The sequence below is a fragment of the Amycolatopsis sp. NPDC026612 genome, from assembly GCF_040638285.1.
Taxonomy (GTDB): Bacteria; Actinomycetota; Actinomycetes; order Mycobacteriales; family Pseudonocardiaceae; genus Amycolatopsis.
Genome location: NZ_JBEZYB010000007.1, coordinates 104,103 through 124,819 on the forward strand (window position 1 = coordinate 104,103; position 20,717 = coordinate 124,819).

Annotated in this window: 21 protein-coding genes and 1 tRNA gene; 19 read left to right on the top strand and 3 right to left on the bottom strand. The window is 70.8% G+C overall.

Annotated elements, in window-relative coordinates; all coding sequences use genetic code 11:
- Positions 1-126: 126 nt before the first annotated feature.
- The 5 genes from AB0F15_RS10240 (at position 127) to AB0F15_RS10260 (ending at position 4,774) form a co-directional block, all read left to right on the top strand.
- Positions 127-495, top strand: coding sequence for a hypothetical protein (locus tag AB0F15_RS10240; RefSeq protein WP_360268176.1), 369 nt, complete (start codon positions 127-129; stop codon positions 493-495).
- Positions 492-1,544: a DNA cytosine methyltransferase gene (locus tag AB0F15_RS10245; protein ID WP_360268178.1), complete on the top strand. Its 1,053-nt coding sequence runs from the start codon at positions 492-494 to the stop codon at positions 1,542-1,544. Before AB0F15_RS10240 ends, AB0F15_RS10245 begins: the two co-directional genes overlap by 4 nt.
- A gap of 26 nt (positions 1,545-1,570) precedes the next feature.
- The gene (locus tag AB0F15_RS10250) at positions 1,571-2,932 is read left to right on the top strand and encodes a DUF3631 domain-containing protein (RefSeq protein ID WP_360268181.1); all 1,362 of its coding nucleotides are present in this window, start codon (positions 1,571-1,573) and stop codon (positions 2,930-2,932) included.
- Between the two features lie 174 nt (positions 2,933-3,106).
- The gene (locus AB0F15_RS10255; RefSeq protein ID WP_360268184.1) at positions 3,107-3,412 is read left to right on the top strand and encodes a helix-turn-helix domain-containing protein; all 306 of its coding nucleotides are present in this window, start codon (positions 3,107-3,109) and stop codon (positions 3,410-3,412) included.
- A 15-nt stretch (positions 3,413-3,427) separates the two neighbouring features.
- Complete coding sequence (locus tag AB0F15_RS10260) at positions 3,428-4,774, top strand: tyrosine-type recombinase/integrase (RefSeq protein WP_360268187.1); 1,347 nt, start codon at positions 3,428-3,430, stop codon at positions 4,772-4,774.
- 78 nt (positions 4,775-4,852) lie between these two features.
- On the opposite strand, the gene AB0F15_RS10265 is transcribed toward AB0F15_RS10260, so the two are convergent.
- Positions 4,853-4,925: transfer RNA gene (locus AB0F15_RS10265), tRNA-Thr, on the bottom strand.
- Positions 4,926-5,105: 180 nt separating this feature from the next.
- Here AB0F15_RS10265 and AB0F15_RS10270 point away from each other — a divergent pair.
- The 8 genes from AB0F15_RS10270 (at position 5,106) to AB0F15_RS10305 (ending at position 15,038) form a co-directional block, all read left to right on the top strand.
- Entirely contained in the window at positions 5,106-6,611 is a 1,506-nt protein-coding gene (locus tag AB0F15_RS10270) for a threonine/serine exporter family protein (RefSeq protein ID WP_360268190.1), read from the top strand.
- 83 nt (positions 6,612-6,694) lie between these two features.
- Positions 6,695-8,137: a trehalose-6-phosphate synthase gene (locus AB0F15_RS10275; RefSeq protein ID WP_360268193.1), complete on the top strand. Its 1,443-nt coding sequence runs from the start codon at positions 6,695-6,697 to the stop codon at positions 8,135-8,137.
- A gap of 35 nt (positions 8,138-8,172) precedes the next feature.
- Positions 8,173-10,707 carry a trehalose-phosphatase gene (gene otsB / locus AB0F15_RS10280; protein WP_360268196.1) on the top strand — a complete coding sequence of 845 codons (2,535 nt, stop codon included), beginning with the start codon at positions 8,173-8,175 and terminating at the stop codon, positions 10,705-10,707.
- 87 nt (positions 10,708-10,794) lie between these two features.
- A complete protein-coding gene (locus AB0F15_RS10285; protein ID WP_360268199.1) occupies positions 10,795-11,322 on the top strand; it encodes a hypothetical protein in 528 nt (175 codons plus the stop codon).
- A gap of 94 nt (positions 11,323-11,416) precedes the next feature.
- Complete coding sequence (locus AB0F15_RS10290) at positions 11,417-11,983, top strand: helix-turn-helix domain-containing protein (RefSeq protein WP_360268202.1); 567 nt, start codon at positions 11,417-11,419, stop codon at positions 11,981-11,983.
- A 48-nt stretch (positions 11,984-12,031) separates the two neighbouring features.
- Positions 12,032-13,309: an alpha/beta hydrolase gene (locus AB0F15_RS10295; protein WP_360268601.1), complete on the top strand. Its 1,278-nt coding sequence runs from the start codon at positions 12,032-12,034 to the stop codon at positions 13,307-13,309.
- Positions 13,310-13,357: 48 nt separating this feature from the next.
- Complete coding sequence (locus AB0F15_RS10300; protein ID WP_360268204.1) at positions 13,358-13,951, top strand: sigma-70 family RNA polymerase sigma factor; 594 nt, start codon at positions 13,358-13,360, stop codon at positions 13,949-13,951.
- Entirely contained in the window at positions 13,944-15,038 is a 1,095-nt protein-coding gene (locus tag AB0F15_RS10305; protein WP_360268207.1) for a hypothetical protein, read from the top strand. Before AB0F15_RS10300 ends, AB0F15_RS10305 begins: the two co-directional genes overlap by 8 nt.
- Here AB0F15_RS10305 and radA read toward each other — a convergent pair whose 3' ends face one another.
- Both radA and AB0F15_RS10315 read right to left on the bottom strand, forming a co-directional pair.
- Positions 15,039-16,397 carry a DNA repair protein RadA gene (radA, locus tag AB0F15_RS10310; RefSeq protein ID WP_360268209.1) on the bottom strand — a complete coding sequence of 453 codons (1,359 nt, stop codon included), beginning with the start codon at positions 16,395-16,397 and terminating at the stop codon, positions 15,039-15,041.
- Between the two features lie 39 nt (positions 16,398-16,436).
- Positions 16,437-17,129 carry a hypothetical protein gene (locus AB0F15_RS10315; protein WP_360268212.1) on the bottom strand — a complete coding sequence of 231 codons (693 nt, stop codon included), beginning with the start codon at positions 17,127-17,129 and terminating at the stop codon, positions 16,437-16,439.
- A gap of 286 nt (positions 17,130-17,415) precedes the next feature.
- Between AB0F15_RS10315 and AB0F15_RS10320 the strand changes: the two genes are divergently transcribed.
- The 6 genes from AB0F15_RS10320 (at position 17,416) to AB0F15_RS10345 (ending at position 20,705) form a co-directional block, all read left to right on the top strand.
- Entirely contained in the window at positions 17,416-17,907 is a 492-nt protein-coding gene (locus tag AB0F15_RS10320) for a CarD family transcriptional regulator (protein ID WP_004559016.1), read from the top strand.
- 139 nt (positions 17,908-18,046) lie between these two features.
- The gene (locus AB0F15_RS10325; protein ID WP_360268215.1) at positions 18,047-18,667 is read left to right on the top strand and encodes a 2-C-methyl-D-erythritol 4-phosphate cytidylyltransferase; all 621 of its coding nucleotides are present in this window, start codon (positions 18,047-18,049) and stop codon (positions 18,665-18,667) included.
- Positions 18,664-19,131: a 2-C-methyl-D-erythritol 2,4-cyclodiphosphate synthase gene (gene ispF / locus AB0F15_RS10330; protein ID WP_360268218.1), complete on the top strand. Its 468-nt coding sequence runs from the start codon at positions 18,664-18,666 to the stop codon at positions 19,129-19,131. The genes AB0F15_RS10325 and ispF overlap by 4 nt, the downstream gene beginning before the upstream one ends.
- Positions 19,132-19,159: 28 nt before the next feature.
- Entirely contained in the window at positions 19,160-19,555 is a 396-nt protein-coding gene (locus AB0F15_RS10335) for a PPOX class F420-dependent oxidoreductase (RefSeq protein WP_360268221.1), read from the top strand.
- Positions 19,556-19,565: 10 nt separating this feature from the next.
- The gene (locus AB0F15_RS10340; RefSeq protein WP_360268224.1) at positions 19,566-19,961 is read left to right on the top strand and encodes a PPOX class F420-dependent oxidoreductase; all 396 of its coding nucleotides are present in this window, start codon (positions 19,566-19,568) and stop codon (positions 19,959-19,961) included.
- A 57-nt stretch (positions 19,962-20,018) separates the two neighbouring features.
- On the top strand, positions 20,019-20,705 hold the full coding sequence (locus tag AB0F15_RS10345) for an HAD family hydrolase (protein ID WP_360268227.1): 687 nt from the start codon (positions 20,019-20,021) through the stop codon (positions 20,703-20,705).
- Positions 20,706-20,717 lie beyond the last annotated feature (12 nt).

Genomic DNA, 20,717 nt, shown 5'->3' on the forward strand with positions numbered 1-20,717 from the left:
GACCTGTCCCGCGCCGACCAGCGGAAACACCGGAAATCCCGGGCTAGCCGCCAGCACCGCAGGCCCTAGCCCTGACCGACGACACCCTGAACCCGTCACGTTATGTGACCGACGTGAGGACCCCTCTTGAGCACGCACACCGACCCGCAGCCCGACCCGGAACCGCCCGCCGCCGTCGCCGTCCCGTTCCGCGAGTACCGCGCCCTGGTGCTCGACGCCGCCGCCTGGCGGCACCTCAACACCAGCCCGCACGTGGCGGAGCTGCTCGCCGAATGGGTCGAGTGGGACCGCCGCCGCACCACCCGCGAGACCTCGAACGCGGTGAGCGCAGCGGGGGACTGGCGGGCCATCGCCGCCGCGCCAACGTATGACGAGCTCGCCCGCCGCCGCGCCGTCGCCACCCGGCCGGCCCTGACCCCGCACCAGATTCGCGCACAGGCCGCCGCGTCGTGGGCGCGGGTTGACGCCTGGATCGCCAGCCGGGAGGCGGCATGACCACCGTGGACGGTGCCCTGACGATCGGGTCGTTGTTCTCCGGCTACGGCGGTCTGTGCGAACTCGCCGTCGCGCCGCTGCTCGGTGGCCGGGTGGTCTGGCACTGCGACATCGACCCCGCCGCGTCGAAGGTGCTCGCGCATCACTGGCCGGACACGCCGAACCTCGGGGACATCACCAAAGCCGACTTCTCCACCGTCCCGGCCGTGCAGATCCTGACCGGCGGGTTCCCCTGCACCGACGTGTCCAACGCCGGACGGCAGGCCGGCATCCGACCCGGCACCCGCTCCGGGCTGTGGTCGGTGATGCGCCACGCCACCGCCGTGCTGCGCCCCGAGCTCGTGCTCATCGAGAACGTGAGAGGACTGCTGCATGCCCCCGCCCATAGCGACGTGGAACCCTGCCCGTGGTGTCTGGGAGACGACCGTGGTGTCCCTGCTCTGCGGGCACTCGGAGCCGTACTCGCCGACCTGGCCGACCTCGGGTACGACGCGGCATGGTGTGGCCTACCCGCTTCCGCCGTGGGAGCCCCGCACACCCGCTACCGCATCTTCATCGCTGCTGCCGACACCCGACGCCACCCACGGCCGCAAGACCACGCGGACCTCGGTACTGCTGCCCGGCGTGGTCGAGCAGTTGCTACCGACCCCGACCGTGTCCGACACCAACGGTCCGGGCAGGCACGGGGACGGTGGGTTGGACCTGCGGACGGCGGTGACGCTGCTGCCCGCGGCAGCGTCCCGGCTCCGGCCGGGTGGGGCGAGTACGAGCCCGCCATCCGCCGATGGGAGCACCTGACCGGGCAGCCCGCGCCGGTCCCGACCGTGCCCGGACGGCGGGGCAACGCCGTCCTCAACCCGGCCCTGCCGGAATGGATGATGGGTCTTCCTGCGGGCCACATCACCGCCGTCTCCGGCTTGTCCCGCGCGGACATGCTCCGCCTCGCCGGCAACGGCGTCGTCCCCCGGCAAGCCGCCGCCGCGCTCGCCCATCTCCTGCCGCTGCTCGGCATCACCACCCTCGCCCTCGCCCCGACGGCCGCGGCCTGATTGACCATAGGTAGGGAGATCCACCGATGACCACCGTGGACAGCACCGTGTCGGCGATCGACTCCGCCATCGGCGAACCGGCCCGCGAGGGCACTTGCTGCCAGTGCGGACGTTCCCTCGCCGACTCGCCCTCCGAGGACTTCTGCACCGAGAACTGCCAGACGATCTGGCGCGCCGAGCACACCACCGTCCTGCCCGGACACGAAGTGCTGGACCGGGTCACCGCGTTCATCGCCCGGTACAACGCCTTCCCGTCCAAGCACTGCGCGCCCATGCTCGCCCTCTGGTACGCGCACACCCACGCCGCGGACCACTTCTACGTCACCCCGCGGCTGATCCTGTCCAGTGTCGAGCCGGGCAGCGGGAAGACGCGGGTGCTGGAAGTCGCTCAGTTCCTGGTCCGGGCACCGGAGATGACCATCTCCGCCACCACGGCCGCGCTGTTCCGGATGGTCAACGAGGGACCGATCACCATCCTGTTCGACGAAGTGGACACGATCTTCAACCCGAAGAACGGCGGCAACACCGAGGACCTGCGCGGCCTGCTCAACGCCGGCTACAAGCGCTCCGCCACCATCGCCCGCTGCGTCGGCGACGCCAAGGCCATGAAGGTCCAACGCTTCCCGGTCTACGCCCCGGCCGCGCTCGCCGGCATTGCCGGGAACATGCCTGACACCATCACCACCCGCGCCATCACCGTCCACATGCAACGGCGTCGCGAAGACGAAGAGGTCGCCGAGTTCTGGGAAGAGGAGGTAGAGGCTGAGGCGGCGCCGCTACGGGAACAGCTCGCCGCGTGGGTGGCCACCGTCACCGACAAGGTCGCCAAGGGCCGCCCGACCATGCCCGAAGGCGTCCGCGACCGGGCGGCGGAGATCTGGCGACCGTTGGTCGCCATCGCCGACGCCGCGGGCGGAGACTGGCCGGACACGGCGCGGGCGGCCTGCACTCACTTCGTCGCCGTCGCCGCGGCCGACCGCAACGGCGGTGGGCTGCGCATCCGGCTGCTTTCGGACCTGCGGGACCTGTTCACCGCCCGGGGCGTCGACGAGTTGCCGAGCGCGGAGATCATCGACGCACTGTGCGCGCTGGACGAAGCGCCCTGGGCCGACTTGAGCGGCAGGCCGCTCGACTCCCGCCGGCTGGCCAAGGAGCTCAAGCCCTACGGCGTCACGTCGAAGAACATCCGCCAACCCGGCGGTGCCGTCCCGAAGGGCTACGCCGTGTCCGGGCCGGGCGGACTCGCCGACGCGTGGAGCCGCTACCTGCCTGCAAGCGCTACGTCCGCTACAGCCGCTACGTCGCAGGTCACGGGCGTAGCGGATACGAGGGGTGTAGCGGACGCATCCGCTACAGCGGCCACGTCGCCTGCTGCCCGTAGCGGATAGAGCCGCTACACCCGCCGTATCCGCTACGCCTCTGACCAGGCATGTAGCGGCTGTAGCGGATGTAGCGGACCAGTCCAGCCATCCCCGTAGCGCTTCCGAGCGCTACGCACCCAACGGAGGAGCCCATGCGCATCACCGCCACCCGCACCGCCACCCGAAGGGCTCACACCACAGATGGCTACCGCCAACGAACTCACCCAGCTTGCCGCCACCCTCGCGAAGCTCGCCGAATCCCTCGCCACGAGTGAAGCCGAACCACCACCCGCGCCAGTCCGGCAAATGCCCGAACGCGTCCTGCTGACTGTCGAGGAGGCCGCGGAACGGCTCGGGATCGGCCGAACCCTGGCCTTCCGTCTGGTCAAGACCGGCCAGCTCGAATCCGTACAGATCAGCCGCCTTCGCCGCGTCCCTGCCTCTGCCGTGCGCGAGTTTGCAGAACGCCTCGTGACGGACTCCGCCGCCCAGAACCCAGCCGCCTGACCGAAGGGAACCAACATGCCTCGACGCAATCGCCCGGAAGGCACCCGCGCTCCCAATGGGGCCAGCAGCATCTACCTCGGCAATGACGGCTACTGGCACGGCCGCGTGACCGTTGGCGTCAAGGACAACGGCAAGCCCGACCGCCGGCACGTCCAGGCGAAGACGGAAGCGGGGGTGACGAAGAAGGTCCGGCAGCTCGAACGCGCTCGGGACGCCGGATCGCTTGAGAAGACCGGGCCGGACTGGACAGTCGAACGGTGGTTGCTGCATTGGTTCGAAACCATCGCCCTGCCCTCGGTCCGTTACAAGACACAGACCTACTACCGGACGGCAATCAGCAAGTACCTGATCCCCGGCATCGGCGCCCACAAGCTCAAGAAGCTTGAGTCGGAGCACATCGAGAAGTTGTACGCACGTCTGCGGAAGGAAGGCGCCAAGTCGGCCACCCTGCAACAGGTTCACATCACGCTGCGCGCTGCACTGAACGAAGCGGATCGGCGGGACCGCCTCGGCAAGAACCCCATTAGCGCCGTCAGGTCTCCCAAGATCGACGAGACCGAGATCGACCCGCTCACCGTCGCCGACGCGAAGGCGATCTTCGCGTCAACGCGGACGCTGCGGAACGGTGCGCGTTGGGCCGTCGCGCTCGCGCTCGGACTGAGGCAGGGCGAGGCCCTTGGTTTGAAGTGGACCGATCTTCAAGTCGAGTGGCACCACGGATGCGGGGAGCCGCGCTGCGCCGCGCGCACGCCGCAAGAATGCCCGAGCGCGCACGTCACCGGGCTGCTGGTCGTCCGCCGTGCCCTGCAGCGTCAAACCTGGCAGCACGGTTGCGGCGAACGACCCTGCGGCCGCAAGCGCGGCGCTGACTGCCCCCAGCGGCACAGCGGTGGGCTGGTGATGGTCGAGCCGAAGTCCCGCGCCGGCCGACGGGTGGTCAGCGTGCCACCCCCGCTCGTGCTGGCTCTGCTCGCGCACAGGGAACAGCAGGAGGCCGAACGGCAGATTGCCGCCGACCTGTGGCACGACGGGCAGTGGGTCTTCGCGCAGCCCACCGGCAAGCCCACCGACCCGCGGGCGGACTACGGCGAGTGGAAGGCCGTCCTCAAGGCCGCCGGCGTCCGGGAAGCGCGCCTGCACGACGCTCGCCACACGGCAGCGACGTTCCTGCTCGTGCTCGGGGTCGGTGAGCGAGCCGTCATGGACGTCATGGGCTGGTCCAAGATCACGATGGCCCAGCGCTACCAGCACGTGCCCGACGAGGTCCGGCGTGGCATCGCCACGCAGCTCGGTGGGCTGCTCTGGCAGGCACCGGGAGACGACGACGGAGAGCCGCCGACGGCCGCGCTCGTACCCGCGTAGATCGCCGAATGAGACTGGAACTGAGACGGAAGACGACCAGGGAGTCTCTCGAAAACGGAGACTCCCTGGTCAGAGCTGAGCCGCCAAGGGGGCTCGAACCCCTGACCTTCTGTTTACAAGACAGATGCTCTACCAGCTGAGCTATAGCGGCCTGGCGCCGAAGCGCCACTCACAGTCTATCGGGCCGCCCCCATGATCCGGTCGGGAGGCAGGATTGCCTGCTCCAGGCCACCATGGGGCAACGTGGTGGACGCCACTCCATGATCCGTGCAACGGTCGAAGCGCGGCTGTCGATGGTCCGGGAGGAGTAGAGCGAGGAGGTGGATCGATCATGAAGATCAGCGAGCGCACCAACGGGGGCAGGGCGACCAGATGGCCGCTCCTCGAACCCCCTGAGCAAGCGCTGCGGCCGCGCACGCATCGGCCGAACCTCCTCAAGCGGCGTCCGTGGCACGTTCTCGAAGCGCCCACCGGTGAACTGCCCGCCGTCGACGCCGACGAGGCCATGGGGCCGCGGCTGCCCGATGAGGCCACCGTCAACTTCGTGCTCGACCTCTCCCTGCGCATCGGGGAGGTCCAGATGGCCAGCGGCGCCGGCGCGTCCGACGTCACCGCGACCATCATCGCCATCGCCGGCGCGCTCGGGCTGCCGCACTGCGAGGTCGACGTCATCTTCACGTCGATCACCGTGACCTGCCACCGCGGGACCGACCTCTCGCCGATCACCGCACTGCGGGTCGTGCGGAGCCGGAGCCTCGACTACACCCGGCTGACCGAGACCGAGAAGCTCGTCCGCAAGATCGTCCGCGGGCACATGGGCGCCGAGCAGGCGCAGACCGGGCTGGAGCGGATCACCTCGGCGCCGCACCCGTACCCGCGCTGGGTGGCGACGCTGTCCTGGGGCGGCGTCGCCGCGTTCGTCACCATCCTGCTCGGCGGCGGGTTCGACATCGCGCTCGTCGCGTTCGTCATCAGCGGCGTCATCGACCGGGTCGGCCGGGTCGTGAACCGCTACGGGCTGCCGTTCTTCTTCCAGCAGGTGATCGGTGGCCTGGTCGCGACGCTGTCGGCGATGGTCATCGTCAGCAGCAACGTCCTGACCACCGACAAGCCGACGCTGGTCGTCGCGGCCGCGGTCACCGTGCTGCTGTCCGGGCTGTCCACCGTCTCGGCGGTGCAGGACGCCATCACCGGCTACAACGTCACCGCCGCCGGCCGCACCATGGAGACCGCGCTGATGTCGGCCGGCCTGATCGCCGGCGTGGTGCTCGCGCTGCGGATCGCCGTCATGCTCGGCCTGCCGCGCACCCCGCTGCCCGAGGTGTCCGGGTCGACGCCGCAGCAGCTGCCGCTGGTCGTGCTCGGCGGGGCGGGCGCCGCCGCGTGCTTCGCGCTCGCGAGCTACGCGAAGATGCGCGCCATGCTGGTCGCGGCGGCCGCGGGGGCCATCGGCGCCGCCGTCTACGGCTCGCTCATGCTGGCCCGGCTGGACGGCGTCAGCTCGTCCGCGGTGGCCGCGACGCTGGTCGGCTTCTGCGGTGGCGTGCTCGCGCGACGGCTCGGCGTTACTCCACTGGTGGTCGCCGTGTCCGGGATCACTCCGCTGCTTCCGGGCCTGTCGACCTACCGTGGTCTCTACCAGATCGGGGTCGAGCCGAGCGGCAACATCTCGACGCTCATGACGGCCGTCGCAATCGGGCTTGCGCTGGCAGCGGGCGTGGTACTCGGGGAGTGGCTCGCCCAGCCGGTCCGCACCGGCCTGGGCAGGCTCGAGCGGCGGTTCGCCGGACCACGCATGGCTGGTCCGCTCGAACCGACCGAACGAAGCTTGGAGTAACACGGCGGTCACCGGCTGTTCATCGCTCACGCGATAGGGTTTCACTCTGGGGCCGCGACCCAGGACGCGAGGAGCAAACAGCTGTGAGTGACCAGAAGGAGCACGGGAACCAGGCCGATTTCGTCGTGGTGGCGAACCGGCTACCGGTGGACCTCGAACGCACGGCCGAAGGCGAACGCCGCTGGACGGCCAGCCCGGGCGGGCTGGTGTCGGCGCTGGAGCCGTTCCTGCGGTCGAGGAAGGGCGCCTGGGTCGGCTGGCCGGGCGTGCCCGACGTCGACGTCGAGGAATTCGACGACGACGGCCTGGTGCTGCACCCGGTTTCGTTGAGCGCCGACGAAGTCCGCGACTACTACGAAGGTTTCTCCAACGCGACGCTCTGGCCGCTCTACCACGACGTCGTCGAGCGCCCGGTGTTCGACCGCGCCTGGTGGAACAGCTACGTCAAGGTGAACCGCCGGTTCGCCCAGGCCAGCGCCGAGGTCGCCGCCCCCGGCGCGACCGTGTGGATCCAGGACTACCAGCTCCAGCTGGTGCCGGCCATGCTGCGGGAACTGAGACCGGACCTGCGCATCGGCTTCTTCCTGCACATCCCGTTCCCGCCGGTCGAGCTGTTCATGCAGATGCCGTGGCGCGCCGCGATCATCCGCGGCCTCACCGGCGCCGACCTGGTCGGCTTCCACCGCCCCGGCGGGGCCCAGAACTTCCTCTGGCTGTGCCGCCAGCTGATCGGCCTCGAATCGACGCGCGGCGCGGTCGGCGTCCGGTCGCGGCCGGGCACCATGCAGGTCGGCGACCGGACCGTGCGGGTCGGCGCCTTCCCGATCTCCATCGACGCCGCCGGGCTCGACACCCTCGCCCGCACCAAGGGCGTCCAGGAGCGGGCGGCGCAGCTGCGGCGCGACCTGGGGAACCCCAAGACGGTCATGCTCGGCGTCGACCGGCTCGACTACACCAAGGGCATCGACCTGCGGTTGCAGGCGCTGCACGAGCTGCTGCACGAGGGCCGGTTGCAGCCGGACGACGTCACGTTCGTCCAGCTGGCCACCCCGAGCCGCGAGCGCGTCGAGCACTACCAGCGGATGCGCGGCGAGATCGAGCAGATGGTCGGGCGGATCAACGGCGAGTTTTCCCGCGTCGGTCACCCGGTGGTGCACTACCTGCACCAGTCGGTGGACCGCACCGAGCTGGCCGGGTTCTTCTCCGCGGCGGACGTCATGGTGGTGACACCGCTGCGTGACGGCATGAACCTGGTCTGCAAGGAGTACGTCGCCGCCCGGCACGACCTGGGTGGCGCACTCGTGCTCAGCGAGTTCGCCGGCGCGGCCGCGGAGCTCTCTAGCGCATTCCTCGTGAACCCCCACGACCTGGACGGGGTTAAGGACGCACTAGTGGCTGCCATTACGCTCGACCCGGCAGAGGGCCGACGCCGGATGCGCGCCATGCGTCGCCAGGTCCTCACGCACGATGTCGATCGTTGGGCGCGCTCGTTCTTGCAAGCGTTGGGTGCCGAGGGGGTCGACTGATCGTCCCGACCCATTGCACGAGCTCCTGAGGAGGAGTGTTGACTGCCGAGGCCCTGCCCGCCGAGCTGAGGCGTGCGATCGTCCAGATCGCCCGCACGCCGCGTCTGCTGGTCGCCTGCGACTACGACGGCACGCTGGCACCCATCACGCTCAACCCGGACGAGGCACGCCCGCTGCCGGAGTCCGTCGGGGCCCTCAGATCGCTCGCCGGTCTGCACGAGACCACCACCGCCGTCATCTCCGGTCGCGCGCTGCGTGACCTCGCCACGCTCTCGCGGCTGCCGGCCGAGGTGAACCTCGTCGGCAGCCACGGCTCCGAGTTCGACATCGGCTTCATCCACGCCCTCGACGAGAAGGCGCGGGAGCTGCACCGGCGGCTGGAGTCCGAGCTCGAACAACTGGTGCTGGACGTCCCGGGCGTGTCGCTCGAGGTCAAGCCGGCCAGCATCGCGGTGCACGTGCGCCGCGCCGAGCACGAGGCGGGCCGCCGGGTGCTCGCGGCCGTCCACTCCGGACCGTCCACGTGGGAAGGCGTGTCGACCACCGACGGCAAGGAGGTGGTCGAGCTGGCGGTCGTCCAGACGGACAAGGGCCGCGCGCTGGACATCCTGCGCCACCAGGTCGGCGCCACGGCGGCGATCTTCCTCGGCGACGACGTCACCGACGAGAAGGCGTTCGCCCGGCTGTCCGGCCCGGACCTGGGCATCAAGGTCGGCGACGGCGAGACCCTCGCCGCGTTCCGCGTGCCCGACACCGTGGACGTCGCGCTGGTGCTCGGCTTCCTCCTCGAGGAGCGCCGAAACTGGCTGTACGGCGAGTCGGCGCCGCCGATCGAGCGGCTGTCGATGCTGGCCAACGAGCGCTCGGTCGCGCTGCTCACCCCGGACGCCAAGCTGACCTGGCTCTGCCACCCCGGGCCGGACGCGCCCGCGGTGTTCGCCGACCTGCTCGGCGGCGAGGGCGCGGGCCACTTCTCCATCAAGCCGCACCGCAACGGCCTCCCGCTCGGCCAGCGCTACCTGCCGAACACGATGACGGTCGAGACGCGCTGGTCGCGCCTGCTCGTCACCGACTACCTCGAGCCGGAGAGCGCGCCCCACCGCACGGACCTGGTCCGGGTGATCTCCGGTGAGGCGGCGGCGAGCGTCAAGTTCGCCCCGCGCCCCGAGTTCGGCGGCGTGCCGGTGAAGCTGGAGATCACCGACGGCGGGGTGCGGGTGCTCGGCACCTCGGAGCCGTTCGTGCTGTACTCGCCCGGCGTCGAGTGGACCATCACCTCCGACGGCCTCCACGACACCGCGACCGCGCTCGTGCAGCCGACGCCGGCCCAGCCGGTCTTGCTGGAGCTGCGCTGCGGCACCACGGACCTCGGCGCGCACGAACTGTCCGAAGTGGAACGCCGGGACCGCGCGGGCCGCTACTGGAGCGACTGGACGTCGAAGCTGCAGCTCCCGGCGGTGCAGACCGACCTGGTGCGGCGCTCGGCCCTGACGCTGCGCGGGCTGGTCAACACCGACACCGGCGGGGTGCTCGCCGCGGCGACGTCGTCGCTGCCGGAGGAGATCGGCGGCGTCCGCAACTGGGACTACCGCTACTGCTGGATCCGCGACGCCGCGATGACCGTGCGGGAGCTCGTGCACCTGGGCTCGATCGAGGAGGCCGAGGGCTACCTGCGGTGGCTGCACGGCGTGCTCGCCACGCTGGCCGGCCCGGAGCGGCTGCACCCGCTGTACACCCTGGCCGGCAGCGTCATCGGTGCCGAAGCGGTCATCGAATCGCTGCCCGGTTACGCCGGTTCACGCCCGGTCCGGGTCGGCAACCTGGCGAACCACCAGGTGCAGCTGGACGTCTTCGGCCCGGTCGTCGAGCTCGTGCAGACCCTGGCCGCGGCGCGCGGCGAGCTGCGCGACGAGGACTGGCAGATGGTGCGCGCGATGGCGGAGGCCGTGACGCGGCGCTGGAACGAGCCGGACCACGGGATCTGGGAGGAGCGGCACGTGCCGCGCCACCGGGTCTACTCGCGGGTCATGTGCTGGGTGACGATCGACCGCGCGATCAAGCTGGGCGAGCAGTACAGCCGGGAGATCCCGGGCAACTGGCCCGGCCTGCGCGAGGAGATCAAGACCGACGTCCTCACGCACGGCTGGAACGACGAGGTCCAGGCGTTCACCACGGCCTACGACGGCACGGACCTGGACGCGGCGTCGCTGTTCGTCGGGCTCACCGGGCTGATCGACCCGGCCGACGAGCGCTTCCAGCAGACGGTGACCGCGATCGAGGCGGAGCTGCGCAGTGGGTCCACTGTGTACCGATACCGCCGCGACGACGGCCTGCCGGGCGGCGAGGGTGGTTTCCACATCTGCGCGGCGTGGCTGATCGAGGCGTACCTGCTCACCGGGCGGCGCACCGAGGCCCAGGAGCTGTTCGACCAGATCGTCGCGGCGGCCGGTCCGACCGGTCTGCTGCCGGAGCAGTACGACCCGATCGCGGAACGGTCCCTCGGCAACCACCCGCAGGCGTATTCCCACATCGGGCTCATCCGGTGCGCCAACTTGCTGGCGGCCAGTTAGCCCTTTCGGTCCGAATCTTCGTGAAGGCCGCCTTGAGGAACTCCGAGTTCCTTATGGTGGCCTTCACGGCGTTCGGAGGTGAGCTGGGTGCAGGGGACGTTCGGGCAGGTCGAGTTCGTGCCGCTGCCGCCCCGGTTCGCCGGCCGGGTGCGCTGGGGCTCGGTGGTCGTCGGGTGCTCGATGATCGCCGGGATGGTGCTGCTGTTCGGGCTCACGACGTTCCTGCAGGGTGTCGTCCACGGCCACGCCTTCCCGGAGACGCTGCTCGGCAAGGCCGCGGCGGTGCTGCCGCCGCTGGGTGTGGTGGCGATCGCGGTGCTGGTGCTTTCGTCCCGGCGATGCCTGCGCGGTGACTACCTGGTCGTGGCGAGCGCCGCGTCCGCTCGCCACGCGCTGCTGTTCACCTACGTGCTGACGCTGGCGCTGATCCTCGGGTCCTTCGCGGTGCCGATCGTGTTCCGGGTGTGGCGCGACACCTCGTCCCTGCAGGCGCCCGACCTGCTCACGACGTTCTCGACGCTCGCGTTCGCCACCACCGGCTTCCTGGCCGGGATGGTCTACGTGCGGCCGTCCGTGCAGACGCTCCGGAAGTACAGCGACCACCCGATCTGGTAACTCCGCTTCCGCCCCTGTCCGGCCTGGGTCACGCTGTGCCCGCACTTGCACAGATTTCTTTGCACAATTTTCTCTGCACGACTACTGTGGAGTCATGACCAGCGCTCCACCACCGGAAGAGCTCGACCCGGACGCCCTCAAGGCCGTCACGCACCCGCTGCGCCGCCGGATCCTCGGCGTCTTGGCGGCGGGCCCGGCGACAGCCACGAAACTCGCCAAGGCCTTGGGCGAGAACACCGGCGCGACCAGCTACCACCTGCGGGAACTGGCCCGGTTCGGGTTCGTCGAGGACGCCCCGGAGCTCGCGCGGGGTAAGGAACGGTGGTGGCGGACGCGGCCGCGGGACATCCGCTGGCCGCGCCGCAGCGAGCAGAGCGCCGAATCCCGGGCGCTGTTCGACGACATGCAGCGGCAGGGGTTCGAGGACGACCTCGAAAAGCTCAACCGGTTCGCGGAAAAGCGCGCGGAGCTGCCCGGCGGCTGGCCGGACGCACTGCTCTTCGCACGCGGCGCCACCTGGCTCACCGAAGAGGAAGTGCAGCAGCTTTGGCAGGACTACATGGAGCTGTTCCGCCGGTACTGGCGCACCGAGGACGACCGGTCACCGGAAGCGCGGCGCGTGCTCGTGCGCTGGCTCGCGTTCCCGGATCCAGGGGAATGACATGACACCAGGGGGTTTGGCATGCGAAGAGGGGTTCTACTGGCCGGGGTGATCCTGGCGGTCACGGCGTTGGCGCCACCGGCGTCGGCGGCCGACGTGACCAATGAAGACGTGACGTTCCAGAACGGCGGGATGACCTTGCACGGCACCGTCGTCGCTCCACCCGGCGGAACGAAACTGCCGGGGCTGGTGATGATCCACGGCTCGGGGGAACACCTCCGGGACGACTACCGGTTCGAAGCGGAAGCCTTTGCGCGGCAAGGGATCGCGACACTGATCTACGACAAGCGCACCGACGGCTATTCGCAGTTCGAGCGCTCGTACTCCACCCTTGCGGACGACGCACTCGCGGCGGTCGAGGCCCTGCGCAAGCGCCCGGAGGTCGATCCCGCACGGGTGGGCGTCTGGGGGTTGAGCGAAGGCGGCTGGGTGGCGCCACTGGCCGCTTCTCGCTCGTCGGACGTCGCTTTCGTCGTGACGCTGGGCGCGAACGGCGTCCAGCCGCCACGGCAGCAGGCGTGGGCGATCGAGAACCAGTTGCGGCGCTTGGGAATGGACGGCTCGATCGTGCGGATGGCGTCATCGACGATGATGCGCCAGCTCGTCGGTGGCGGGGTGTTCCCGGAGGCGCACCACGACCCCGTGCCGGTGCTGAAGAGCCTGCGGCAGCCGGTGCTCGGCCTGTGGGGCGCGAAGGACGTCCTGACGCCACCGGGCGAGGCGGTCCGGATCTTCCGGGCGTCACTGGCCCGGTACACGCTGCGGGTCTTCCCGGACGCCCAGCACCAGCTGCGGCGCACGACGGACGGGTTCGACAAGCTGCCCGGGTACGCGCCGGGTTACCTGGAGCTGGTGGGCAGCTGGGTGAACCACCCGCCCACCGGCTCCAGCGCCGACGCCCCGCCGGCGCAGGACCGGGCGAGCGTGGAGATCACGCCGTTGAGCTGGTACGAGGCAACCTGGCTCCAGCTCGCCGTACTGGCGCTGCTGCTGGCGGCGTTCGCCTCGTACCCGCTGCTCCGGCGACGCGGCGGTGGAGCGCGGCCGGCGCGCTGGCTGGCGGCGACGGGACTGCTCACCGTGCTCGGCTTGCTGGTCGTCGACGTGCTCATCCAGGTGACCATGGGCAAGGGGCTGGGGCCGGTCGTCGCGGGTCGTCCGCTGCCGTGGCCGGCGCTCCAGCTGCTCTCGCTCGGCACGGTGGTGGCCACGATCGGCACGGCGGTGGCGTGGTGGCGGAACCGCGGCCTCCGGCTCGGCGTGCTGCTCGCCGGCGGCGTCCTGTTCGTCCCGTGGGCGCTGTACTGGGGGCTGTTGGGCCTCTGACGTACGTTCGTCCGTGAACGCACGTGGGGGCTGCGGGCAACTGGGGGCATGCAGGTGATCCACGAGGGCTCGGAGCTCTGGGGGCAGGACCGCCCGGACCTGGGCGGACCCGAGCCGGGGCCGGCGTTCGGGCGGCTGTTCGACGCCCACGCGCCGCAGCTGCGCCGGTACCTGGCCCGCCGGGTCGGGCCCGAACCGGCGAACGACCTCGTCGCCGAGACGTTCCTGGTGGCGTTGCGCCGGCGCGAGAGCTACCGGCCGGAGCTGGGCACGGCCCGGTCGTGGCTCTACGGCATCGCCACCAACCTGCTGCGCCACCACGTGCGGTCCGAGATGCGTGGCCTGCAGGCCACGGCCAGGCTGGCGCGGGCCGGCGAAACCAGCCACGTGGGCCACGACGGCCGGGTCGCCGAACAGGTCGACGCCCAGGTGCGCGCGGCGCAGCTGGCCGGCGCGCTCGCCCGGCTCAGCCCGGCCGACCGCGACACGCTGCTGCTGGTGTCGTGGGCCGGGCTGGAGCCGGCCGAGGTCGCCGAAGCCCTCGGCATCCCCCCGGGTACGGTCCGGTCCCGGTTGCACCGGATCAGACGCTGGCTCAGGACGAACGCCCCGGCCCAAGAGGAGGTGCAGGACCTTGCGTGAAGACAACGTCCGGAAGATCTGGTCCGAAGCCGAACTCGACGCGGCGCTCGCGGACCTGAACAGCGACGAAGAAGCGGACGACGGGCTGGCCTTCGCCCGCGCGACCCTGATGGCGGCGGCCGGCGGCGAGGAAGCGCCACCCGTCGAGCCGCGGCGGTCCGGGACGTGGCGGTGGCTCGCGGTCGCCGCGGCCGTCGTCACCCTGGTCGGCGGCCTCGGCGTCGCCGCTGCCCGGTGGACGCCGGACGCACCGGAGCCGTCCCGGCCCGCCGCTGCGCTCGTGGACCTCGACCGCCCGCTCGCCCCGGGCGAGTTCCGCTACTCGCAGACGCTCGACTGGACGTACGAGCCCACCAGCGGGTCCACGTCCAGGCTCCAGCGGCGGGTCGAGCTGTGGATCCCGGCCGACCCCACCGGCGTGTGGCACCGGCGCACGACCTTGACGGCTGGGCAGCACTTCGTCGACGGCAGCGATCCCGAGCCCGTCGACGAGTACGGCCCGGGCGGTGTGTTCCCCGGCCATCCCGACTTTTCGGGGCAGGACAAGCCGACCTGGAACACGCCGTTCGCGAACTGGCTGAGCCCCGACGCGGCGTTCGTCGCCTCGCTCGTCCCCGACCGGGCCAAGCTGGCCAAGCGGCTGCGGTACGACACGATCGGCGTCAAAGACTCCGAGCGCGGCCGGGTGCACACCGCCACGGAAGCGCTCGACATGGTCCGGAGCGCGCTGGAGATCGGCCTGCTGCGGCCGGATGTCCGGTTCGCGCTGCGCGACGCGCTCGCCGAAGTCCCCGGCATCGGGGTCGTCCCCGGGTCGACGACCCCGGACGGCCGGGCGGCCACCGTGTACCTGGACCTCAAGCTGAACCTGCGGCTGTTCCTCGACCCGGTGACCGCGCGGCTGCTGGCCGCGGACACGGCACCGAGCCAGGGGATCACCCGCAGCAACGAGGTGCCGAGGAGCACGACCCCGGTTGCGCCGAGCTTGCAGAGCGCGCCGAACACCTTGACCACGCTGCGCCCCCTCTCACCGCAGCAGCGCCTGGACGCGGAGTACTCCTACGCCATCACGCGGACCTCGGGGTGATCAGCGCGCGTGACTGGCGGCGTTCAGCGCGTCCGCGACGTTCGCCACCTCCAGCACCCGGATCCCGGCGGGCGGCTTGCCCGAGTCCGGCGGCACCAGCGCGTACGTGAACCCGAGCCGGGCCGCCTCCGCCAGGCGGCGGCCCACGCTCGGCACGCGCCGGATCTCCCCCGCCAGCCCGACCTCGCCCACCGACACCAGCCGTGGCGAAAGGGCGACGTCTTCGAAGCTCGACGTCAGCGCCAGCACCAGCGCCAGGTCGATCCCCGGCTCGGTGATCTTCATGCCGCCGACCGTGGCCGTGTAGACGTCCTTGTCGCCGAGCTTCAGCCCGCCGCGCTTCTCCAGCACCGCCAGGACCATCGCCACCCGCGCGGAGTCGAGGCCGCTGACCGCGCGCCGCGGCTGGGGCGCCGACGTCGACGACACCAGCGCCTGGACCTCGCCCAGCAGCGGCCGCTTGCCCTCCATCGACACGGTGATCGCCGTGCCCGGCACCGGCTCCGCCGTGCGGCTGATGAACAGCCCCGACGGGTCCGGCACCCCGACGATGCCTTCTTCCTGCAGCTCGAAGCAGCCGATCTCGTCGGACGCGCCGAAGCGGTTCTTGATCCCGCGGAGCATCCGCAGCGTCGAGTGCTTGTCGCCCTCGAACTGCAGCACGACGTCGACGAGGTGCTCGAGCACGCGGGGGCCGGCCACCGAGCCGTCCTTCGTGACGTGGCCCACGAGGACCACCGCCAGCCCGCGCTCCTTCGCCAGCGCGACCAGCCCGGACGTGACGGCGCGAACCTGCGTCACGCCGCCGGGTGAGCCGTCGACCTGCGGGGACGCCATGGTCTGCACCGAGTCGACGATCAGCACCCCCGGCTTGACGTCGTCGACGTGCCCGAGGATGGCCGAAAGGTCGCTCTCGGCGGCCAGGTACATCCGGTCGTGGACGTTGCCCGTTCGCTCGGCGCGTAACCGGACCTGCCCGGCGGACTCCTCGCCCGTGACGTACAGGGAGCGGTCGACCGTCTTCGCCCACTGGTAGGCGACCTCGAGCAGCAGAGTCGACTTGCCGACCCCCGGCTCACCCGCGAGCAGCACCACCACACCCGGGACCAGGCCACCGCCGAGCACCCGGTCGAGCTCCGAGACGCCGGTGCGGCGAGCCCGCGCCGCTTCGACGTCGACCTCGCCGATGGGCCGCGCGGGCGCGCTCGGCGCCCCGGCGGCGACGCGCTGGATGGCCGGCTTGACCGGCGCGCCGCGCTCCTCGAGCGTGCCCCACTCCTGGCACTCCGGACAGCGGCCGAGCCACTTGGCCGCTTCGTAGCCGCAACTTCCGCAGCGGTAGGTGGTCCCCTTCTTCACCCCGCGAGGCTATCGGCGACCACCGACAAAACCGGGGACCTACCCCTTGTCGTGCGCCGGCGCCGCCACCGGCAGCTCGACGGTGACCGGGCCGGCGTTCTTGAAGACGAACGTGACCTTGATGACCTGGCCCGGCCAGAGCGGCTGCTTCAGTGCGGGGAGCGTCACAGTGGCCTGGCCGACCTTCTCGGGCGCGGTGGGCGTCGCGGCCGGGCCGGACGACGGGACCTCGGAGGTGGCCGTCGCGGTGAGGTGGCCCGGGCTGTTGGTGGCCGAGCTGCTGCCGGCCGGGGTGCCCGGGGACGTCGGAGCGCTCGAGGAAGAGGAGGGCGCGCCGGAGGAGGTGGGCTGCACCTCGTTCGTGGACTCGACGGCGTTGTCCGGGCCGATCACCAGGGAGTGCGCCGCGACGACGACCTTCGAGCCACCGATGGTCGCCTGGGCACCGTCTTCGGTGGTCACGGAGACGAGCGAGTCGTCCTGGGCGTCCCGGTTCACGATCGTCAGGGTCAGCGCGGGGGTCGCGCCGGCCGGGTAGCCCGGGCCGGACGTCGGGTACTGGACCGCGGCGTTGCGCAGGTCGATGTTCCGGACCTGGGCGTGCGTGCCGTTGACCGCGGCCTGCTGCGTCGCGGTCTGGGTGATCTGACCGGCTCCGCACCCGGCGAGCACGAGCGCGCCACCGAGGGCCAGCGCGGCCGCGCCGGACACCCGGCGATTCTGCAGCCTCACGTCGCAGTCCTTCCCTTTTCACGGCCTTTTCCCCGCGAAGACTAGCCGGGCGCGATCACCCGGGCAGAACCGGTCTGCGTTGCCACGGCGCCACGACCAAGATCAACCGTCCACAAAGGATTTCCCGGCCTGTGACGAAACGCTTCCCCGCTACCTGCGTGAGCACGGGGGTTCGACGTTTGTCAACCCCCGCCCAGGCCGCTGACCTGCGAGGACGAGTCCGGCCCGCTAGGTGGGCCCTGGCGGCCCGTGCTAGGATGGAGTCAGCGAAAGGGGCAGAGGACACATGGTTTTCAAGGTCGGAGAGACCGTCGTCTACCCGCACCACGGTGCCGCACTCATCGAAGCCATCGAGACCCGTGTGATCAAGGGCGAGGAAAAGAAGTACCTCGTCCTGAAGGTCGCGCAAGGGGATCTCACGGTTCGCGTGCCCGCAGACAACGCCGAGATCGTCGGCGTTCGCGATGTCGTCGGGCAAGAAGGACTGGACAAGGTCTTCGACGTTCTGCGTGCTCCGCACACCGAGGAGCCAACGAACTGGTCTCGTCGGTACAAGGCCAACCTCGAGAAGCTCGCCTCCGGCGATGTGAACAAGGTGGCCGAAGTGGTGCGCGACCTCTGGCGGCGAGAGAAGGACCGCGGACTTTCAGCCGGCGAGAAGCGCATGCTGGCGAAGGCGCGGCAAATTCTGGTCAGCGAGCTCGCGCTCGCGGAGGGCACCGACGAGGACAAGGCTGAGGTCCTCCTCGACGAAGTTCTGGAAACCGCGACGGTCTGAGAACCTTATTCAGCCGTCGGCCGGCGCAAAAGTCACCGCAAGCAGGCGACCTGCGGTCCGTGGCGCCGTCCTGACCAGAATAAGGTTCTGAGCCCAGGGCATCCGCCCGGTGGGCGGGTGCCTCTACGATCGCGTACCGATGAACGTCGTCGCGATCGTGACCGTCGCACATCATGCCTCCGACGGGGAGTCAGCTCTCACGCCGGTCCATGGTGAGGCGCTACTCACGCACACCGTGCGGGGGCTGCTCGACGTGCCGGAAATCTCCTCGGTACTCGTGGTGGCCCCCCAGCGGTGTGCTTCGTCGTTTTCCGAGGCGGTTCGCGGCCTCGGCTCAACCGTCGTCTCCGGCTCACTCAGGCAGGCCTTCGCCGCCGTCGAGCCGGGACTTTCCCGTGACTCAGTTGTACTCCTCCATGACGCTCTGCGTGCCTTCATTCCTGCGCACACGGTGCGTGACGTCATCAGCGCGGTCCGCGACGGCGCTCCCATCGCGGTGCCGGTGCTCCCGATGGCCGACACGGTGAAGGTGACCGACGCCGCTTCGCTGATCGTCGGCACCGAAGACCGGTCGCGGCTGCGCACGCTCCAGACGCCGATCGGCTACACGCTCGCGGCCTTCCGGTCGGCCGAGCCCTGGGACGTCGCCGGCGCGGCGACGGTCCCCGGCCACCCGGACGCGATGCGCGTCACGAGCGGTTTCGAACTGTCACTGGCCGAGGCGATCGCGGCGGCACCGAAGAACGAGGAGACGCTGTGAGGATCGGCAACGGGGTGGACGTGCACCCCATCGAGGCGGGCCGCGAGTGCTGGATGGCGGGCCTGGAGTGGCCGGACGCCGACGGCTGCGCCGGCCACTCCGACGGCGACGTCGCGGCCCACGCGCTGTGCGACGCTCTGCTGTCGGCCGCCGGCCTAGGCGACCTGGGCGCGGTGTTCGGCACGGGCGACCCGCGGATGAACGGCGCGCACGGCACCGACATGCTCGCCGAGGTCCGCGGCCTGATCGAGGCGGCGGGCTGGCGCGTCGGGAACGCCACGGTCCAGATCGTGGGCAACGCGCCCCGGGTCGGCAAGCGGCGCGACGAGGCCCAGAAGGTGCTCTCGGAGGCGGTGGGCGGCCCGGTGAGCGTCTCGGGCACGACGTCCGACGGGCTGGGGCTGACCGGACGCGGCGAAGGCATCGCCGCCTTCGCGACCGCGCTGCTGCTCGCGGCGGAATAGGTCCACGCCGGCGCCGGTTCGGCGTGAGATGGCCCTCACTCTTCCGGACGCCGTCCGCGCACTGATCGACGGCAAGAACTTCGCGACGGTCGCCACCCTCGACCCGGACGGCAGCCCCCAGACGTCCGTCGTCTGGGTGAGCCTCGACGACGGCGAGCTCGTCTTCAGCGCGACCGAGGACCGCCGGAAGGTCCGCAACCTGCGGCGCGACCCGCGCATCGGCGTCTCGATCACCGACGCGGAGAACCCGTACCGGCACACGCAGCTGCGCGGCACCGTGACGATCACCCCCGACCCGGGCAAGACGCTCCCGAAGGCGCTGAGCCACAAGTACCTCGGCCAGGATCCGCCGCCCGAGAGCGCCGACGTCGAGCGCGTCGTCGTCCGGCTGCACGTCGGGAAAATCGCGGGCAACGTGAAATAGGGTCCGGACCATGGGTGTCACTTTCAACGAGGCCACGAAGGCCCTCTTCGACGGCAAGAACTTCCCGGTGGTCGCCACCATCAACGCCGACGGCTCGGTGCAGACCTCCGTCGTCTGGGCGAAGCGGGACGGCGACACCGTCCTCTTCGCCACCGTCCGCGGACGGCTCAAGGAGCGGAACCTGCAGCGAGACCCGCGGGTCTCGCTGTCGGTGTTCGACCTCGAGGACCCGCTGAAGTACGTGGAGGTCCGCGGCCGCGCCGAGATCACCGACGAAGGCGGCCGGGAGCTCATCGACGAGCTCTCGAACAAGTACGACGGCAAGGACTTCCGCCCCGAACCGCCGGAGGTCGTCCGCGTGGTCGTGCGCGTGGTGCCGGACAAGATCACCGGTTACGCCGCGTGACGTGACGCGGGTCGCGGGCGCCGCTGCGGTGCCCGCGACCTCGCTAGGCTGACTCCCATGACGATCAGGGCGGTGTTGTTCGACTTCTCCGGCACGCTGTTCCGGCTGGAGCAGGACGAGTCTTGGCTCACCGAAGTGACCGATCACGACGGCGAGCCGCTCGACATCGAGGCGCAGACCGAGCTGATGCGCCGGATGACCGCCCCGGTCGGGCAGGTCGTCGAGCTCGACGCCGAGCACCAGCACGCCTGGCAGCACCGGGACCGCGATCCGGAACTGCACCGGAAGGTGTACCTCGAGGTGCTCAACAAGTCGGGGGTGCCGCAGCCCGAGCAGGCCGTCGCCCTGTACGACCGGCTCATCGATCCCAGCCAGTGGACGCCGTACCCGGACACGGAAGCGGCGCTCAAGGCCGCCGCCGAGCGGGGCCTCAAGGTGGCCGTGCTCAGCAACATCGCCTTCGACATCCGGCCGGCCTTCACCGCCCGCGGGTGGGACGCCTACGTCGACGAGTTCGTGCTGTCCTTCGAGGTCGGCGCGGTCAAGCCGGAGCTGGAGATCTTCCGCACGGCCGTCCGGAGCCTCGGCGTGCCGGCTACGGAAACGCTGATGGTCGGCGACAGCGAGGAGGCCGACGGCGGCGCCCGCGCGCTCGGCTGCGAGTTCGCGCTGGTCGACCCGCTGCCGACCGCCGACCGGCCGGATGCCCTGCTCACGGCACTGCGCGGCTTCGGCGTGGGCTGACCGCCTGCGACG

What these genes read in the sequence shown, in the direction of transcription:
- AB0F15_RS10290 (WP_360268202.1), top strand. Translation starts at nt 11,417, where the DNA reads ATGACCAGCGCTCCACCACCGGAAGAGCTCGACCCGGACGCCCTCAAG.
- AB0F15_RS10250 (WP_360268181.1), top strand. Translation starts at nt 1,571, where the DNA reads ATGACCACCGTGGACAGCACCGTGTCGGCGATCGACTCCGCCATCGGC.
- AB0F15_RS10260 (WP_360268187.1), top strand. Translation starts at nt 3,428, where the DNA reads ATGCCTCGACGCAATCGCCCGGAAGGCACCCGCGCTCCCAATGGGGCC.
- AB0F15_RS10345 (WP_360268227.1), top strand. Translation starts at nt 20,019, where the DNA reads ATGACGATCAGGGCGGTGTTGTTCGACTTCTCCGGCACGCTGTTCCGG.
- AB0F15_RS10270 (WP_360268190.1), top strand. Translation starts at nt 5,106, where the DNA reads ATGAAGATCAGCGAGCGCACCAACGGGGGCAGGGCGACCAGATGGCCG.
- AB0F15_RS10255 (WP_360268184.1), top strand. Translation starts at nt 3,107, where the DNA reads ATGGCTACCGCCAACGAACTCACCCAGCTTGCCGCCACCCTCGCGAAG.
- AB0F15_RS10335 (WP_360268221.1), top strand. Translation starts at nt 19,160, where the DNA reads ATGGCCCTCACTCTTCCGGACGCCGTCCGCGCACTGATCGACGGCAAG.
- AB0F15_RS10245 (WP_360268178.1), top strand. Translation starts at nt 492, where the DNA reads ATGACCACCGTGGACGGTGCCCTGACGATCGGGTCGTTGTTCTCCGGC.
- AB0F15_RS10325 (WP_360268215.1), top strand. Translation starts at nt 18,047, where the DNA reads ATGAACGTCGTCGCGATCGTGACCGTCGCACATCATGCCTCCGACGGG.
- AB0F15_RS10300 (WP_360268204.1), top strand. Translation starts at nt 13,358, where the DNA reads ATGCAGGTGATCCACGAGGGCTCGGAGCTCTGGGGGCAGGACCGCCCG.
- AB0F15_RS10320 (WP_004559016.1), top strand. Translation starts at nt 17,416, where the DNA reads ATGGTTTTCAAGGTCGGAGAGACCGTCGTCTACCCGCACCACGGTGCC.
- AB0F15_RS10340 (WP_360268224.1), top strand. Translation starts at nt 19,566, where the DNA reads ATGGGTGTCACTTTCAACGAGGCCACGAAGGCCCTCTTCGACGGCAAG.